Consider the following 14646-nt stretch of genomic DNA (forward strand, 5'->3'; position numbering starts at 1 on the left):
GCCCATGCCCGCACACCGAAAGAGACCCATGGCTGATTTCAGCACCCTCGGGCTGTCCGAGCGACTCATGCAGGGCCTGGCCAAGGCCCAGTTCACCCAACCGACGCCGATCCAGGTCGAGGCGATCCCCTACGTCATGCAGGGCCGCGACCTGATGGGCCTCGCCCAGACCGGCACCGGCAAGACGCTGGCCTTCGGGCTGCCGCTCCTGCACCGGCTGCTCGGCGTGGGCCATCCGCCGCCGCCGCGCACCATCCGCGCCCTGATCCTCGCCCCCACGCGCGAGCTCGTGACCCAGATCGCGACCAACCTCGAGCTCTTCACTAAGGGCACGCCGGTCAAGGTCGTCACCATCACCGGCGGCGCCTCGATCAACCGCCAGACCGAGCGGCTCGCCCGCGGCGCCGACATCATGGTGGCCACCCCCGGCCGCCTGATCGACCTGCTCGACCGCAATGCGGTGGTGCTCGACCACACCGGCTATCTGGTGCTGGACGAGGCCGACCAGATGCTCGACATGGGCTTCATCCACAGCCTGCGGAAGATCGCCCGCTTCCTGCCGCTGAAGCGGCAGACGCTGCTCTTCTCGGCCACGATGCCGAAGCTGATCGAGGAGCTGGCCCACACCTACCTGCGCGAGCCGGTGAAGGTGCAGGTGGCCCCGCCCGGCAAGCCGGTCGAGAAGATTGCGCAGGGGGTGCATTTCACCCCGCAGGGCGACAAGGCGAAGCTGCTCGAGAGCTATCTCCAGAAGCATCCGGGCGAGCAGGCGCTGGTCTTCGGCCGCACCAAGCACGGGTCGGAAAAGCTGATGAAGCTGCTGGTCAGCTGGGGCTTCAAGGCGGGCTCGATCCACGGCAACAAGAGCCAGAACCAGCGCGACCGCACGCTGACCGAGTTCCGCGACGGCTCGCTCGACGTACTGGTGGCCACCGACGTGGCCGCCCGCGGCATCGACATTCCCGGCGTGAGACATGTCTACAACTACGACATGCCCAACGTGCCCGAGAACTACGTCCACCGCATCGGCCGCACCGCGCGCGCCGGCGCCGAGGGCAGCGCCGTGGCCTTCGTGGCCCCGGCCGAGATGGAGGAGTTCCGCGCGGTCGAGAAACTTCTCAAGCAGCCCATTCCGGTGATCGGCGGCGCACCCTGGGCCGCGGACATCGTGGCGGCGGCGCCCCGTCCCGGCCAGAAGCCGCGGCAGGGCGGACGGCCGAAGACCGGCGCCAAGCCGCAGGGCAAGCCCCAGGCCAAGGCGCAGCCGAAGCCGCAGGGCGCCGCCAAGGCCCATCCGCGGGCCGGGCGCCCGGCGGGCGCCCCCGGCGGCCATGCGGCCCCGAAGCGCGCGGCCCGCGGCCCGCGGCGCGGAGATGCCGCCCGCGGCTGAGAAAAGATGCATGGAACGCGGCCTGCTTCCTGGTGACGCAGGCCGCACTTCCGGCAGGCACTCGCATTCAGGATCGCGCATAATGAAGCTCCGGCACGCCGGAGTGGTAACGAGTATCCGGCGACTGCAGCGCCGGGGGTTCACAGTACGAGTATCATCGCATTGCGCGAAGGGGCCCGGCAGGCGCCGGTGACCGGATCACCCACCTGTCGGGCATCCTTCGCTGCGCAGACCTCCCCCTCCCCCCTCTCCGACGACGCGCCCCTGCCCCCGCAGGGTTGATGCGGATCAAGGCGATAGGATCGTCCTCCACGGCAGACTGTAGCCGGACACGCTGATCCACAGCCCGGAGACCTTACCCATGACCCGCCTGATGATGGTTCTTTTCTCGTTCATCTCCGTCACCCTGATGGGGATCTGCATCGTGGCAGCCCTCGTGACCGGCAACGACACTCTCATGCCGATCAGCCTCGCTGCGGCAATCGGCTTCGTGGCGGCGCTGCCCGCGAGCTTCATCATCGCCCGCAAGCTCGCCTGATTCCCGGCCAGCCACAGAAGGAGATCGCGATGGCGAAGGAAGCCCCCGCCGGCTATTCGAAAATGCAGATCCTGCTGCACTGGGCGGTGCCGGTGCTGATCGTCGTGCAGTTCCTGCTCGGCCCCGCGATGACATCGGTCTACGAGGGGATGAAGACCGGTACGCCCACGGGAAGCCCGGCGCTTGCCTGGGCCCATGTGGGCATAGGGCTTCTGGTGCTGGTGCTCGCGCTCTGGCGGGTGGGGCTGCGCTTCGCCCGCGGCGTGCCCGCCCCCGCCTTCGAGCCGAAGACGCCCGAGCAGGGCTTCCTCGCCTTCGTCACGAACGAGCTGACCTTCTTCCTCTATCTCGCCATCCTCGCCATGCCGGTGCTGGGCGCGGTCGGCTGGTTCTACGGCAACGGCGTCGCGGCCTCGGCCCATGCCAGCATGAAATATCTGCTGATCCTCGTCGTGGCCGTGCATGTGGGCCTGACGCTCGTCCATCAGTTCGTGCTGCGCGACGGCTCGCTCGACCGGATGCGGAAGGTGGGCGACTGAGGCCTGCGGCGGAGCCCCGGGCTCCGCCACCGCTGCGGCTCAGGCGTCGAGAAAGACGCGGACCGTATCCTCGAAGGCGCGGGGCTTCTCGGCATGGAGCCAGTGCCCCGCCCCCTTCAGTTCGGCAAAGCGCGCCGCCGGAAAGAGCCGCTGGATCGTCTCGCGATGCTCGGGCCGGACATAGTGCGACAACTCGCCGGTCAGGAACAGCGCGGGCCCCTCGAAGCGGCCCTCGATCCCCGGCCAGCCCACGATATGGGGCATCTCGGCCGCGAGCAGGTCGAGGTTCAGCTTCCAGCGCGGCGGATCGGCCCGCAGATCGAGCGACTGGAGGAAGAAGGCCCGGAGACCCGCATCCGGCAGAACCTCCGCGAGCTTCCGGTCGGCGTCGCCCCGCGTCGCCACCGTCGCCGGATCGAGGCTCCGCATCGCATCGACATTCTGCATCTGGTCGTGGCTGTAGGCCACCGGGGCCACGTCCGCCACCACCAGCCGCCGCACCCGCCCGGGCTCGGTCAGGGCGAGCGCCATGGCGGCCTTGCCGCCCATCGAATGGCCCAGCACATCCGCCTGCCCGCCCTGCGCCGCGATCACCTCGGCCAGATCGGCCGCCATGTCGGGATAGCGGTGGGTCTCGGTCCAGGGGCTCTCGCCGTGGTTGCGCATGTCGACCGCGATCACCTTGCGGGTCTCGGCCAGCCGGCGGCAGATCACGCCCCAGTTGCGCGCCGAGCCGAACAGGCCGTGCGCGATCAGGAGCGGCGGGGCGTCGGACGGGGTCTCCGCCTTGTAGAGCGTCGTGTTCAGCATGGCGGCCTTCTAGCCCTTTGCCGCACGGGCTTCCAGAGCGGTTGATCGCCTGCGCGACCCTTCCTAATCTGGCCGCCTGACGAGGGGATGGGCATGAGTGCGATTGCGATCAGGCAGATGGTGGACCGAGTGGCCGCGCTCATGGAAGAGCGGCTGCATGTGCGTGGACAGGATCTGCCCGCGAAACTGAGACGCGGCGCGGGCCGCCTGCCCCGCCGGGTGCGGGCCGCGGCGCGCGATCTCGCGCAGGCGGGCGAGATGGCGCAGAACCCGCGGCTGCTGATGCAGGTGGATTTCGAGAAGGTCTCGGCCGATTACGATCTCTGCGTGCGCCATCTGGGCAGCATCGACACGAAGACGCGCGTCGCGGGCCAGCTTCTGGCCGCCCTGCGGGTGCTCATCGTCGGAGGGCTCGTGGCGGCCGGCGCGGCCTATGGCTTCGCGCGCTGGCGCGGCCTCGTCTGACCCCCGGGACGGGAGGGCAAAGGCCCCGAAGGAGCGGCGCGCGCCGCGAGGGCGCGCGCCTGTCGGATCAGAGCGTCGGATAGAGCGGGAAGCGGGCGCAGAGCGCCGCGACCTTGGCCTTAACGGCCTCTTCCACCGCCGCATTGCCCTCTTCGCCGTTGGCCGCGAGCCCGTCGACCACTTCGACGATCAGCCGGCCGATCTCGCGGAACTCCGCCTCACCGAAGCCGCGGGTGGTGCCCGCGGGCGTGCCGAGCCGGACGCCCGAGGTCACGGTCGGCTTCTCGGGGTCGAACGGGATGCCGTTCTTGTTGCAGGTGATGTGGGCGCGGCCCAGCGCCTTCTCGGTCGCATTGCCCTTCACGCCCTTGGGCCGCAGGTCCACGAGCATCAGGTGCGTGTCGGTGCCGCCCGTCACGATGTCGAGCCCGCCCTTCATCAGCTCGTCCGCCAGCGCCTGCGCGTTCTTGACCACCTGCGCGGCATAGGCCTTGAACTCGGGCCGCAGCGCCTCGCCGAAGGCCACCGCCTTGGCCGCGATCACATGCATCAGCGGACCGCCCTGGATGCCCGGGAAGATGGCCGAATTGACCTTCTTCGCGATCTCCTCGCTGTTCGTGAGGATCATGCCGCCGCGCGGACCGCGCAGCGTCTTGTGCGTCGTGGTGGTGGCCACGTCCGCATGCGGGAAGGGCGAGGGATGGGCGCCGCCCGCCACGAGGCCCGCGAAATGGGCCATGTCCACCATCAGGAGCGCGCCCACCTCATCCGCGATGGCCCGGAAGCGGGCGAAGTCGATCTGGCGCGGGATGGCCGAGCCGCCCGCGATGATGAGCTTGGGCTTGTGCTCGCGCGCGAGCGCCGCCACCTGATCGTAATCGATCAGCTGGTCCTGCTGGCGCACGCCATACTGGATCGCGTTGAACCACTTGCCGGACTGGTTCGGCGCGGCCCCGTGGGTGAGGTGGCCGCCCGAGGCGAGCTCCATGCCCAGAATGGTGTCGCCCGGCTTGATGAGCGCCTGGAACACGCCCTGGTTGGCCTGGCTGCCCGAGTTCGGCTGCACGTTCACATAGGCGCAGCCGAACAGCTGCTTCGCCCGCTCGATGGCCAGCGTCTCGGCCACGTCGACATAGTCGCAGCCGCCGTAGTAGCGCTTGCCCGCATAGCCTTCGGCGTACTTGTTCGTCATGACCGAGCCCTGCGCCTCCATCACGGCGCGGCTCACGATATTCTCCGAGGCGATCAGCTCGATCTCGTCGCGCTGGCGGCCGAGTTCGCCGGTGATCGAGGCGAAAAGCTCGGGATCGCGGGAAGAGAGGCTTTCGGTAAAGAAGCCGTCGTCGCGGTGCGGGGCGTTCATGGGCGTCTCCTGTGGCAAGGGTTGCGCCCATTTAGAGCATCGTCGCCGCGACAGAAAGGCAGGAAAACGACGCATGTCCGGGATTGCGCGAAGCCCGGGCCCGGCAGGGCTTGAGTTTGCCGCACGGGGCGTCCAACACTGGCCGCCGCGGCAGCCGGAGGGGGACATGACGCCACAGCGCATCGGATTCGTGGCGAGCAATGCCCCCGTCGCCCAGGAGGCACTGAACGTCATGGCTGCCCGGTACGGCCAGTGCCCCCTGCCCGAGGCCGACGCCATCGTGGCGCTCGGCGGCGACGGCTTCATGCTCCAGACGTTGCACGAAACCCAGAGCCTCGACATCCCGGTCTATGGCATGAACCGCGGCACCGTGGGCTTCCTCATGAACGGCTATGCCGAAGACGGGCTGCGCGAGCGGCTGGCCGAGGCCGAGGAAGAGATCCTGAACCCGCTGGCCATGACCGCCGTCACCGGCGCGGGCGAGGTCTTCCACCGGATCGCGATCAACGAGGTCTCGCTTCTGCGCGCAGGCCCGCAGGCGGCCTGGCTGAAGATCTCGGTCGACGGCAAGGTGCGGATGGAAGAGCTCGTCTGCGACGGCGCGCTGGTCTGCACGCCCGCAGGCTCCACCGCCTACAACTATTCCGCCCACGGCCCGATCCTGCCCATCGGCGCCGACGTGCTGGCGCTCACCGCCATCGCGCCCTTCCGCCCGCGGCGCTGGCGCGGGGCGCTGCTGCCCAAGACGGCGCTGGTGCGCTTTGACGTGATCGATGCGCAGAAGCGCCCCGTGATGGCGGATGCCGACGGCCGCTCGGTCCGCGACGTGGTGTCGGTCGAGATCCGCACCGAGCCCGCCGTGCGCCACCGGCTGCTGTTCGACCCCGGCCACGGGCTCGAGGAGCGGCTGATCCGCGAGCAGTTCGTCTAGCGGAACCGGTCGGCCAGCTTCTGAAGCGCGCTGCGTTCGTCCGGCGCGGCCTCGGGCGCCTGGGCCTCGGGTGCCTTCGCGGCAGGCTTCGGCTTCTCGGGCTTCGGCGGCTGCATCCGGAGCGCCACTGCATTCTGGAACTTCGCCCCGTCGCCCCGCGCCAGCGCCTCGGCCCCGTCCGAGATCCCGCGCAGGAGATCCGCCAGCCAGTCCTGATCCGCCTTGGCGAAATCGCTCAGCACATAGGGCGCCACCGCATCCTTGTGCCCCGGATGGCCGATCCCCAGCCGCACCCGCCCGTAGGCCTCGCCGACATGGGCGTGGATCGAGCGCAGCCCGTTGTGGCCCGCATGGCCCCCGCCCTGCTTCAGCCGCAGCTTGCCCGGCGCAAGGTCGAGCTCGTCGTGGAACACGATCACGTCGGCGGGGGTCAGCTTGTAGAAGCGCATGGCCTCGCCCACCGACTGGCCCGAGAGGTTCATGAAGGTCTCGGGCTTGAGGAGCAGCACCTGCTCAGACCCGAGCCGCCCCTCCGAGGTCAGCCCCTGAAAGCGCGCGCGCCACGGGCCGAACCCATGGTCCGCGGCAATGGCCTCCACCGCCATGTAGCCGATGTTGTGCCGGTTGCCCGCATAGCGCGCACCGGGATTGCCGAGACCGACGAACAGCTTCATGGCAGGCTCCTTCCGGGATCCAGCCTGTTTACGGTCGCACCGGCCGTCCGGCAACCCGTTGCGCCACGAGACCGCCCTTGACCCCGCGGACATTCGGGGCTGAGACTTTCCGCAACCAGAGGAGTTGCGGAATGTATCTCACGATGAACCGTTTTCGGGTGAAGACCGGGCAGGAAGCCGCCTTCGAGGCGGTCTGGAAGAACCGCGACAGCCAGCTGCCTCAGGTGCCGGGCTTCGTGGCCTTCCACCTGATGCGCGGCCCCGACCGCGAGGGCTACCGGCTCTATGCCTCCCACACGGCCTGGGAGTCCGAAGAGGCCTTTATCGCCTGGACCAGGTCCGAGGCCTTCCGCACCGCCCACCGCGGCGCCGGCGGCAACGCGGATCTCTATGCGGGCCCGCCCGAGCTCGAGGTCTTCTCCTCGATCCAGTCGATCTCCGCCTGATCCCCTGGCGCCAACGGCAGCGCGGATCTTTGGGCCCGACCGGCCGTGGTAAAGGTCTTTTTCTCGATCCAGTTTGTTCCGCCCGCTCCGGGCACCCGCGGAACGGATCTGTTTGGAAAAATCCGGTCGCTGCAAGGACGGCCGCGCTCCGACCGACGCCCCTTGGGGCTCGCGCGTCCGCGCACCTTGTCGGGGGGGGGGGGGGGGGGGGCGGCCGCGGATCGCCGAAGCCCCCCGCGCCCAACGAAAAAGGGCGCGGACCCTGCGGTCCGCGCCCCCATTCCGTCCGATGACGCCGTCTCAGGCCTCTTCGGCTTCTTCCTCGTTGTCCGACGACCGCAGGCCCGACGGAGCCGAGATGTTCGCGATCACGAAGTTCCGGTTGATGGTCGGAACCGCGCCTTCCGGCAGCTTGATGTCGTTGATGTGGATGACATCGCCGATCTGACGGTCGGTCAGATCCACCGTCAGGTGATCCGGGATGTCGCCCGCGGTCACTTCCAGCTCCACCTCGGGGCGCACCACGGTCAGGGTGCCGCCACGCTTCAGGCCCGGGGCCTTGTCGTGGTTCTCGAAGGTGACGTGGATGAACAGGTTGACGCGGCTCGTGCGGCGCAGGCGCATGAAGTCGACATGCGTCGGCAGGTCCTTCACCACGTCGCGCTGGACGCCGCGGCAGATGACGCGCACGTCTTCCTGGCCTTCGACCTTGAGGTTGAACAGCGTCTGCAGGAAGCGGCCTTTCTTCAGCCGGTTCAGCAGGTCGTTGTACGGAACGTTGATCGACAGCGGCTCCTGGCCACCGCCATAGACGATACCGGGTACGTAGCCCTCACGACGAGCTTGACGAGCGGCCCCCTTGCCTGTCCCCGTCCGTACCTCGGCCTGAAAATCCGGGATTTCACCAGCCATTGAGGTTCTCCATATGTAAAACGCCCCATCCTCCAAGGGTGCATGGGGTCGCGAGGCGCCGCCATAGACGATCCCGCCTCGAAAGGAAAGGCCTGCGATGCGGAATGACCGGGGCGGGGGGCGAGAAAATCCCCCCGCGAGCGTTCGGTGCGGGCGGGGAAGCCGGGCGACACCCCTCCGGCTCCCGATCCTTCCCGCAGGGGGTTCGGCTCACGGGACACCGGGCGACGTCCATCCGGCTCCGATCCTTCCTGTAAGGGGCTCGGCGCGCGCGGGGAAACCGGCTAGGAGGATCCCATGCAGACGCTTCGCCCGACCCGAGTCGGCGGCCCCTTGCGGGTCGCCCGTCCCGCCCTCGCCGCCTTCGGCGCCATGGGCATCTGCTGGGGCGCCTTCGCCGCGGCGCTGCCCGACACCAAGGCGCTGCTCGGGGTGGACGAAGCGCGGCTCGGGCTCATGATGCTCTTCGCCCCCGTGGCCGCCATGGCCGCGATGCTGGCCGCCGCCCGGCTGGGCAGTGCGCTCGGGCGCCGGGCGCTGCCGCTCATGGTGCTGGCCATGGGGGCTGCCTTCGCGCTGCCGGGCCAGTCGCCCGCGCTCTGGGCCTTCGCCGCGGCGATGATCCTCTGCGGCGCGGCCACCGGGGCGCTCGACGTGCTGATGAACGCCCGCGTCACCGCGCTCGAGGCCGAGCGCGGGCTGCCGCTGATGAACCTCTGCCACGCGGTCTATTCGCTGGCCTATGCGGCGGCGGCCATCGGCACCGGCCTCGCCCGCGGCGCGGGTCTGGGCCCCGGCGCGATCCTCGGCGGCGCGGCCGTGGCGGCGATGCTCGCGTCCCTGATGGCGTTCGAGCGCGACGGGACGATCCACGGCCTCGCGCGGCCTCCGCGCGGCAGCGCGGCCCTCGGCGCGGCACCCTTCATCGGCGGCGCGATGGTGATGATCGCCTTTCTCTCCGAGAATGCGGCCGAGGCCTGGTCCGCGCTCCATATCGAGCGCACACTCGGCGGCTCGGCGACCGAGGGCAGCCTCGGGCCCGCGCTTCTGGCCATCACCATGGGGCTCGCGCGGCTGGCAGGCCAGGGCCTCCTCGCCCGCGTGGCGCCCGCGACGCTCCTCTCGGCCGGGGCGCTGGTGGCGGGGCTGGGCGCGCTGGTCGCCGCCTTCGCCCTCAGCCCCGCCATGGCCTATGCGGGCTTCGTCATCATGGGCCTCGGCGCCTCGGTGATCGCGCCCACCGCCTTCTCGATGGTGGGACAGGCCGCCCGCCCCGAGGCGCGGGCGCGCGCGGTGGCCCGCGCCACCTTCCTCGGCTACCTCGGCTATTTCTTCGGCCCGCCGACGCTGGGCTTTCTCGCCGCGGCCTTCGGCCTGCGCGCGGCCTTCGCCTTCGCGGCTCTGGCGCTCCTGTCGGTGCTCGTCCTCGCCCCGCTGATGGCGCGCCGCGGCTGAAGGCTCAGGCCCAGCGGCCCTCGAAATCATCGGGCACCAGCAGGTTGTGAGGCCCCAGCGCCTTCACGTCCTTCTCGCCGCAGAGCGCCATCGAGATGTCGAGCTCCTTCCAGATCACCTCGAGCGCGCGCCGCACGCCCGCCTCTCCCATCGCGCCCAGCCCGTAGATGTAGGAGCGGCCGATGAAGGTGCCCTTCGCGCCCATCGCCAGCGCCTTCAGCACATCCTGCCCCGAGCGGATGCCGCCATCCATGTGGATCTCGACCTGATCGCCCACCGCCCGCACGATCGGCGGCAGCATGCGGATCGAGGAGAGCGCCCCGTCGAGCTGGCGCCCGCCGTGGTTCGAGACGATGATCGCATCCGCGCCGAAGTCGGCCGCGCGGCGCGCATCCTCCTCGTCGAGGATGCCCTTCAGGATCAGCTTGCCGCCCCACTTGTCGCGCAGCCGGGCGATCTTGCCCCAGTCGAGCTGCGGGTCGAACTGTTCGGCAGTCCAGCTCGCAAGGCTCGAGGTGTCGCCCACGCCCTTGGCATGGCCCACGATGTTGCCGAAGCTGCGGCGGTGGGTCTTCAGCATCTCGAGCCCCCAGCCCCATTTGGTGGCGAGGTCGAGCATCACCGGCAGCGTCATCTTCGGCGGCGCCGAGAGGCCGTTCCGCAGATCCTTGTGGCGCTGGCCGAGGATCTGCAGGTCGAGCGTCAGCACCAGCGCCGAGCAGCCCGCCTTCTTCACCCGCTCGAGCATGCCATCGACGAATTCCTCGTCCTTCATCACATAGAGCTGGAACCAGAAGGGCTTGGTCGTGGCCGCGGCCACGTCCTCGACCGAGCAGATCGACATGGTGGAGAGCGTGTAGGGCACGCCGAAGGCCTCGGCCGCGCGCGCCGCCTTGATCTCGCCATCGGCGCACTGCATCCCGGTCATGCCCACCGGCGCGAGCGCCACCGGCATGGCCACCGGCTCGCCGATCATCTCCGAGCGGGTCGAGCGGCCGAGCATGTCCACCGCGACCTTCTGCCGGAGGCGGATCTTCTGGAAATCCGAGCAATTGTCGCGGAAGGTCTGCTCGGTGTAGCTGCCCGACTCGCAATAGTCGAAGAACATGCGGGGCGCCCGACGGCGGTGCATCCGCTTCAGGTCCTCGATGCAGGTGATGACGGGCATGGCGGTCTCCGGGCTGGAACTGGTCATGTTTCCTTACCGGTCAAGCGAGGCCAGATCAACGCAGGAGTGGGGTCAAGGGCGGCTTTCCCGGATCGGCGGCACGGCCGGAGGCCGCAGGGCAGGAGGCAGGGCCTGACCCGCAGTCCCCGAGCGGCCTCCGCAGGATCGACGGCAAAAGAGGGCACAGACGGCTCTCTTTTCGGGTCTCGGGGCCGCCCCGTGCGGCCCGCGCGCCGCCACGGGGCGCAGGAGGCCGGGACGGACAGAGCGCCGCCCTCGCCGGCCGGTCCGTGGCAACGCCGCCTGCGGGGGTTCGATGCCCCCGCGGGCGGCACCCCCCGGCCGGTCAGTCCCGGCTTCCGAGCCGGGTCGCCAGTGCCGCCACGAGGTCGGTGCGGGTGACGATCCCGACCAGACGGTCGTCCTCGACCACCGGGATCGCATCCATCCGCCCCTCGCCGAGGATCGGCAGCAGCGCGCCCGCGCTTGTGTCGGGCGCCACGCGGGGCACCTCGCGCTCCATCACATCGGCCGCCTCGGCCCCGGGCGGGGCGCCGATCAAATGGATCTGGAAGATCAGCCCCACCATCCGCGCGCCCTCCGTCACCGGCACCGAGGTGAAGCGGTGCTGGCGGAAGATCTGCGCCACCTCGGCCACGGGCGTGTCGGGGGTGACGGTCACCAGATCCCGCGCCATCAGATCCGCGCAGCGGATGGCGCCCAGCCTGTGGCTCGCCGCCTGCTGCTCGGCCGCGGCGATCAGGCGCGAGAGATCCTCGGGCCCGAGGTTCGCCTGCTGCCGGTTCGCCCGCAGGATGGCCTCCAGTTCCTCGGCGCCGAGCCCGAGCCGTTGCGGCGCGGGACGGTCGCGGGTGCCGAAGCGGTTCGGCCCGTGCGGCTGTCGCATCGGATAGACCCGCCCCGTCAGCCGCGCATAGAGGAAGGCCAGCAGCACCAGCGCTGCGGTCCCGAGCCCCACCGGGGCCAGCGCGAAATGATAGCCGAGCTCGCGCGTGGCATCGGGATTGAGCGCCGCCGTCATCGCCACCGCCGCGCCGGGCGGGTGGAGCGCGCGCAGCCCCATCATCGCGAGGATCGCCGCCCCCACCGCCAGCGCGAGGCCCAAGACCGGCCCGGGCACCAGATGCAGCACCGCCACCGCCGCGAGCGCCGAGGCCACATTGCCCACCAGCACCGACCAGGGCTGCGCGAGCGGGCTGTTCGGCATCGCGAAGAGCAGCACCGCCGAGGCGGCGAGCGGACCCACCAGATAGAAGCCGTGCGCAAGATCGATGTGGGGCGGCAGCACGAAGGCCGCGAGCAGGCCCAGCGCCAGCGCCACCCCGACCGAGGCCCGGAGCGCCTCGCGCGGCGGGATGGCCGGAATCGCCGGCCCGAGCGCCCTTGCCAGCCGCGCCAGCCGGCCGTCGTCCGCGTCGCCCGTCACATGCCTCTCCCGTCCCGCATGGCCCCGCCCGGAGCCCGGCCGCCTCAGGCCGCGTGAGCGCCGGCCGCGAGCGCCGCCACCCGGTCCAGCACCTCGGCCACCGGCCGGCCCTCGCCCACGAGCTTCACGATCGCCGAGCCCACCACGCAGCCGTCGGCGATACCCGCGAGGTCCTGCGCGGCCTCGGGGGTGGTGATGCCGAAGCCCACGATGACCGGCAGATCCGTCGCGGCCTTGATGCGCGCCACTTCGGGCGCCACATCGGCCGCCTGCGCGGCCGCCGCGCCGGTGATGCCGGTGATCGAGACGTAATAGACGAAGCCCGAGGTGTTCTGCAGCACCTTGGGCAGGCGGCGGCTGTCGGTGGTGGGGGTCGCGAGCCGGATGAAGTTCAGCCCCGCCGCCTGTGCGGGCAGGCAGAGCTCGGCATCCTCCTCGGGCGGCAGGTCCACCACGATCAGCCCATCGATCCCGGCCTCCGTCGCCTCGGCGAGGAAGGTCTCGACGCCGCGCGCATAGATCGGATTGTAGTAACCCATCATCACGATGGGCGTCTCGGCATTCTCCGCCCGGAAGGCGCGCACCATCTCGAGCGTCCGGGTCAGCGTCTGGCCGCCCTCGAGGGCGCGCTGGCCGGCCGTCTGGATCGTCGGGCCGTCGGCCATCGGATCGGTGAAGGGCATGCCCAGCTCGATGATGTCCACGCCCGCCTCCGGCAGGCCCCGCATCACCGCAAGCGACGTCTCGAGATCGGGATCGCCCGCCATGATATAGGCCACGAAGGCCTTCTTCCCCTCGGCCCGAAGCCGCCGGAAGGTGTCGTCGATCCGCGTCATTGCCCTGCCCTCTTCCGTGTCGGTTGCCGGTTTGCGTCAGCGGCGCGGGAAAATCAATGGGCGGAAGGCCCCGCGCGCCGCTCCGCCGCGAGGCCGGGGCCGCGGAAGGCAGGCCCGTCCCGCAGCGATCCGCAGGTCCGGCCCGCGGCCGGGTCGCGGTCCCGGGGGGCGCGGGGCGCTGCCGCAAGCGCATCCGGCGCTGGACCCTGCCACCGCCATCGGCTTCCCCCGCTCGCGGCAATCCGGTCGGGGCAGTTGCCGGCTGTCAACTCGGCTGTTCCTGGATGCCAAAGGATGACGGATGCCCGTGGGGGGCGGAGGCCTGTCGCAGACCGCGCGCCGGTGCCGTGAGTGCGGCCAGTGACGGGCTCCGCTCGGCGAACGAGCGTGCCGCGAGGCGTTGCGGGCGCCTTCGAGGCGGACTGTTCGGCGCCCGGCTTGCCTTGGCAGGGCGGCTTCCCTATGAAGCGGCAAACCTACAAGGAGTGGATCATGGGCTTCCGCATGGGGATCGTCGGCCTGCCGAACGTGGGCAAATCCACGCTCTTCAACGCCCTCACCCGCACCGCCGCCGCGCAGGCGGCGAACTTTCCCTTCTGCACCATCGAGCCCAACGTGGGCGAGGTGGCCGTGCCCGACGCGCGGCTCGAGATCCTCGCCGAGATCGCGGGCTCCAAGCAGATCATCCCGACCCGCATGACCTTCGTCGATATCGCGGGCCTCGTGCGCGGCGCCTCGAAGGGCGAAGGGCTCGGCAACCAGTTCCTCGCCAACATCCGCGAGTGCGACGCCATCGCCCATGTGCTGCGCTGCTTCGAGGATGGCGACATCACCCATGTCGAGGGCCGGATCGATCCCGTGGCCGATGCCGAGACCATCGAGACCGAGCTCATGCTCGCCGACATGGACTCGATCGAGCGGCGGCTGGCCAACCTCGCGCGGAAGCTGAAGGGCGGCGACAAGGAGGCGGCGGATCAGGACCGGCTCCTGCGCGTGGCCATGGCCGCGCTCGAAGCGGGTCGGCCCGCGCGCAGCGTGACCGTCTCGGCCGACGACCAGCGCGCCTGGCGGATGCTGCAGCTTCTGACCTCGAAACCCGTCCTCTATGTCTGCAACGTCGAGGAAGCCTCGGCCGCCAAGGGCAACTCGCAGTCGGCCCGCGTGGCCGAGATGGCGCGCGCGCAGGGCGCGGCGACGGTGGTGATCTCGGCGCGGATCGAGGAGGAGATCGCCCAGCTTCCCCCCGAGGAGGCCGGCATGTTCCTCGAGGAGATGGGGCTCGAGGAAGCGGGCCTCGACCGGCTGATCCGGGCGGGTTACGAGCTTCTGGGGCTCCAGACCTACTTCACCGTGGGGCCGAAGGAAGCGCGCGCCTGGACCATCACCAGGGGGATGCTCGCGCCGCAGGCGGCCGGCGTGATCCACGGCGATTTCGAGAAGGGCTTCATCCGCGCCGAAACGGTGGCCTATGCGGATTATGTCGCGGGCCGCGGCGAGGCGGGCGCCAAGGAGGCGGGCAAGTTCCGCGTCGAGGGCAAGACCTACGAGGTGCAGGACGGCGACGTGCTGCATTTCCTCTTCAACGCCTGACGGCTTCCGGGCGGGGTCTCCCCGCCCGCTCCGCCGCAGGGGCTTGCCAATTTCCCGTTGCAGCGGGGCGGCCTCCCCGCCC

General features: G+C 70.4%; 15 protein-coding genes. 8 read left to right on the forward strand and 7 right to left on the reverse strand.

The genetic code is table 11. The features are described 5' to 3' along the window. The first annotated feature begins 4 nt into the window (after nucleotides 1-4). The 3 genes from RSP_RS12440 to RSP_RS12450 all read left to right on the forward strand — a co-directional run bounded on the left by RSP_RS12440 (nucleotide 5) and on the right by RSP_RS12450 (nucleotide 2467). Nucleotides 5-1390, forward strand: a complete 1386-nt coding sequence (locus tag RSP_RS12440; protein WP_011338516.1) for a DEAD/DEAH box helicase — start codon at nucleotides 5-7, stop codon at nucleotides 1388-1390. 361 nt (nucleotides 1391-1751) lie between these two features. Then, entirely contained in the window at nucleotides 1752-1928 is a 177-nt protein-coding gene (locus RSP_RS12445) for a hypothetical protein (RefSeq protein ID WP_002721006.1), read from the forward strand. A 29-nt stretch (nucleotides 1929-1957) separates the two neighbouring features. Beyond that, on the forward strand, nucleotides 1958-2467 hold the full coding sequence (locus RSP_RS12450; RefSeq protein ID WP_011338517.1) for a cytochrome b: 510 nt from the start codon (nucleotides 1958-1960) through the stop codon (nucleotides 2465-2467). Between the two features lie 39 nt (nucleotides 2468-2506). Here RSP_RS12450 and RSP_RS12455 read toward each other — a convergent pair whose 3' ends face one another. Beyond that, a complete protein-coding gene (locus RSP_RS12455) occupies nucleotides 2507-3277 on the reverse strand; it encodes an alpha/beta fold hydrolase (protein WP_002721008.1) in 771 nt (256 codons plus the stop codon). Nucleotides 3278-3370: 93 nt separating this feature from the next. On the opposite strand from RSP_RS12455, the gene RSP_RS12460 reads away from it, so the two are divergent. Further along, nucleotides 3371-3742, forward strand: coding sequence for a hypothetical protein (locus RSP_RS12460; protein ID WP_002721009.1), 372 nt, complete (start codon nucleotides 3371-3373; stop codon nucleotides 3740-3742). A 67-nt stretch (nucleotides 3743-3809) separates the two neighbouring features. Here the strand turns inward: RSP_RS12460 and glyA are convergent, their stop codons facing one another. Further along, nucleotides 3810-5105, reverse strand: a complete 1296-nt coding sequence (gene glyA, locus RSP_RS12465) for a serine hydroxymethyltransferase (protein WP_011338519.1) — start codon at nucleotides 5103-5105, stop codon at nucleotides 3810-3812. A 166-nt stretch (nucleotides 5106-5271) separates the two neighbouring features. On the opposite strand from glyA, the gene RSP_RS12470 reads away from it, so the two are divergent. Continuing rightward, nucleotides 5272-6036: an NAD kinase gene (locus RSP_RS12470; RefSeq protein ID WP_011338520.1), complete on the forward strand. Its 765-nt coding sequence runs from the start codon at nucleotides 5272-5274 to the stop codon at nucleotides 6034-6036. On the opposite strand, the gene pth is transcribed toward RSP_RS12470, so the two are convergent. Continuing rightward, entirely contained in the window at nucleotides 6033-6710 is a 678-nt protein-coding gene (pth, locus tag RSP_RS12475) for an aminoacyl-tRNA hydrolase (RefSeq protein ID WP_011338521.1), read from the reverse strand. The two genes, RSP_RS12470 and pth, sit on opposite strands and share 4 nt — an antisense overlap. Before the next feature lie 131 nt (nucleotides 6711-6841). On the opposite strand from pth, the gene RSP_RS12480 reads away from it, so the two are divergent. Continuing rightward, nucleotides 6842-7156 carry an antibiotic biosynthesis monooxygenase family protein gene (locus RSP_RS12480; RefSeq protein ID WP_002721013.1) on the forward strand — a complete coding sequence of 105 codons (315 nt, stop codon included), beginning with the start codon at nucleotides 6842-6844 and terminating at the stop codon, nucleotides 7154-7156. A gap of 300 nt (nucleotides 7157-7456) precedes the next feature. On the opposite strand, the gene RSP_RS12485 is transcribed toward RSP_RS12480, so the two are convergent. After that, nucleotides 7457-8068, reverse strand: coding sequence for a 50S ribosomal protein L25/general stress protein Ctc (locus RSP_RS12485; protein WP_002721014.1), 612 nt, complete (start codon nucleotides 8066-8068; stop codon nucleotides 7457-7459). Between the two features lie 297 nt (nucleotides 8069-8365). Between RSP_RS12485 and RSP_RS12490 the strand changes: the two genes are divergently transcribed. Next, complete coding sequence (locus RSP_RS12490; RefSeq protein ID WP_011338522.1) at nucleotides 8366-9523, forward strand: MFS transporter; 1158 nt, start codon at nucleotides 8366-8368, stop codon at nucleotides 9521-9523. Between the two features lie 4 nt (nucleotides 9524-9527). Here the strand turns inward: RSP_RS12490 and RSP_RS12495 are convergent, their stop codons facing one another. The 3 genes from RSP_RS12495 to trpA all read right to left on the reverse strand — a co-directional run bounded on the left by RSP_RS12495 (nucleotide 9528) and on the right by trpA (nucleotide 12974). Further along, nucleotides 9528-10691, reverse strand: coding sequence for an alpha-hydroxy acid oxidase (locus RSP_RS12495; RefSeq protein WP_011338523.1), 1164 nt, complete (start codon nucleotides 10689-10691; stop codon nucleotides 9528-9530). A 346-nt stretch (nucleotides 10692-11037) separates the two neighbouring features. Continuing rightward, entirely contained in the window at nucleotides 11038-12138 is a 1101-nt protein-coding gene (locus RSP_RS12500) for an HPP family protein (RefSeq protein WP_011338524.1), read from the reverse strand. A gap of 44 nt (nucleotides 12139-12182) precedes the next feature. Further along, the gene (gene trpA, locus RSP_RS12505; protein WP_011338525.1) at nucleotides 12183-12974 is read right to left on the reverse strand and encodes a tryptophan synthase subunit alpha; all 792 of its coding nucleotides are present in this window, start codon (nucleotides 12972-12974) and stop codon (nucleotides 12183-12185) included. A gap of 492 nt (nucleotides 12975-13466) precedes the next feature. On the opposite strand from trpA, the gene ychF reads away from it, so the two are divergent. Beyond that, nucleotides 13467-14564 (forward strand): redox-regulated ATPase YchF, encoded by a 1098-nt coding sequence (gene ychF, locus RSP_RS12510; protein WP_002721019.1) that lies wholly within the window; start codon nucleotides 13467-13469, stop codon nucleotides 14562-14564. Nucleotides 14565-14646 lie beyond the last annotated feature (82 nt).

The sequence above is a fragment of the Cereibacter sphaeroides 2.4.1 genome, assembly GCF_000012905.2.
Taxonomy (GTDB): domain Bacteria; phylum Pseudomonadota; class Alphaproteobacteria; order Rhodobacterales; family Rhodobacteraceae; genus Cereibacter_A; species Cereibacter_A sphaeroides.

Bases quoted from the DNA above. Each gene is read 5' to 3' on its own strand.
- RSP_RS12440 (WP_011338516.1), top strand. From the start codon at position 5: ATGCCCGCACACCGAAAGAGACCCATGGCTGATTTCAGCACCCTCGGG.
- RSP_RS12445 (WP_002721006.1), top strand. From the start codon at position 1,752: ATGACCCGCCTGATGATGGTTCTTTTCTCGTTCATCTCCGTCACCCTG.
- RSP_RS12450 (WP_011338517.1), top strand. From the start codon at position 1,958: ATGGCGAAGGAAGCCCCCGCCGGCTATTCGAAAATGCAGATCCTGCTG.
- RSP_RS12455 (WP_002721008.1), bottom strand. From the start codon at position 3,277: ATGCTGAACACGACGCTCTACAAGGCGGAGACCCCGTCCGACGCCCCG.
- RSP_RS12460 (WP_002721009.1), top strand. From the start codon at position 3,371: ATGAGTGCGATTGCGATCAGGCAGATGGTGGACCGAGTGGCCGCGCTC.
- glyA (WP_011338519.1), bottom strand. From the start codon at position 5,105: ATGAACGCCCCGCACCGCGACGACGGCTTCTTTACCGAAAGCCTCTCT.
- RSP_RS12470 (WP_011338520.1), top strand. From the start codon at position 5,272: ATGACGCCACAGCGCATCGGATTCGTGGCGAGCAATGCCCCCGTCGCC.
- pth (WP_011338521.1), bottom strand. From the start codon at position 6,710: ATGAAGCTGTTCGTCGGTCTCGGCAATCCCGGTGCGCGCTATGCGGGC.
- RSP_RS12480 (WP_002721013.1), top strand. From the start codon at position 6,842: ATGTATCTCACGATGAACCGTTTTCGGGTGAAGACCGGGCAGGAAGCC.
- RSP_RS12485 (WP_002721014.1), bottom strand. From the start codon at position 8,068: ATGGCTGGTGAAATCCCGGATTTTCAGGCCGAGGTACGGACGGGGACA.
- RSP_RS12490 (WP_011338522.1), top strand. From the start codon at position 8,366: ATGCAGACGCTTCGCCCGACCCGAGTCGGCGGCCCCTTGCGGGTCGCC.
- RSP_RS12495 (WP_011338523.1), bottom strand. From the start codon at position 10,691: ATGCCCGTCATCACCTGCATCGAGGACCTGAAGCGGATGCACCGCCGT.
- trpA (WP_011338525.1), bottom strand. From the start codon at position 12,974: ATGACGCGGATCGACGACACCTTCCGGCGGCTTCGGGCCGAGGGGAAG.
- ychF (WP_002721019.1), top strand. From the start codon at position 13,467: ATGGGCTTCCGCATGGGGATCGTCGGCCTGCCGAACGTGGGCAAATCC.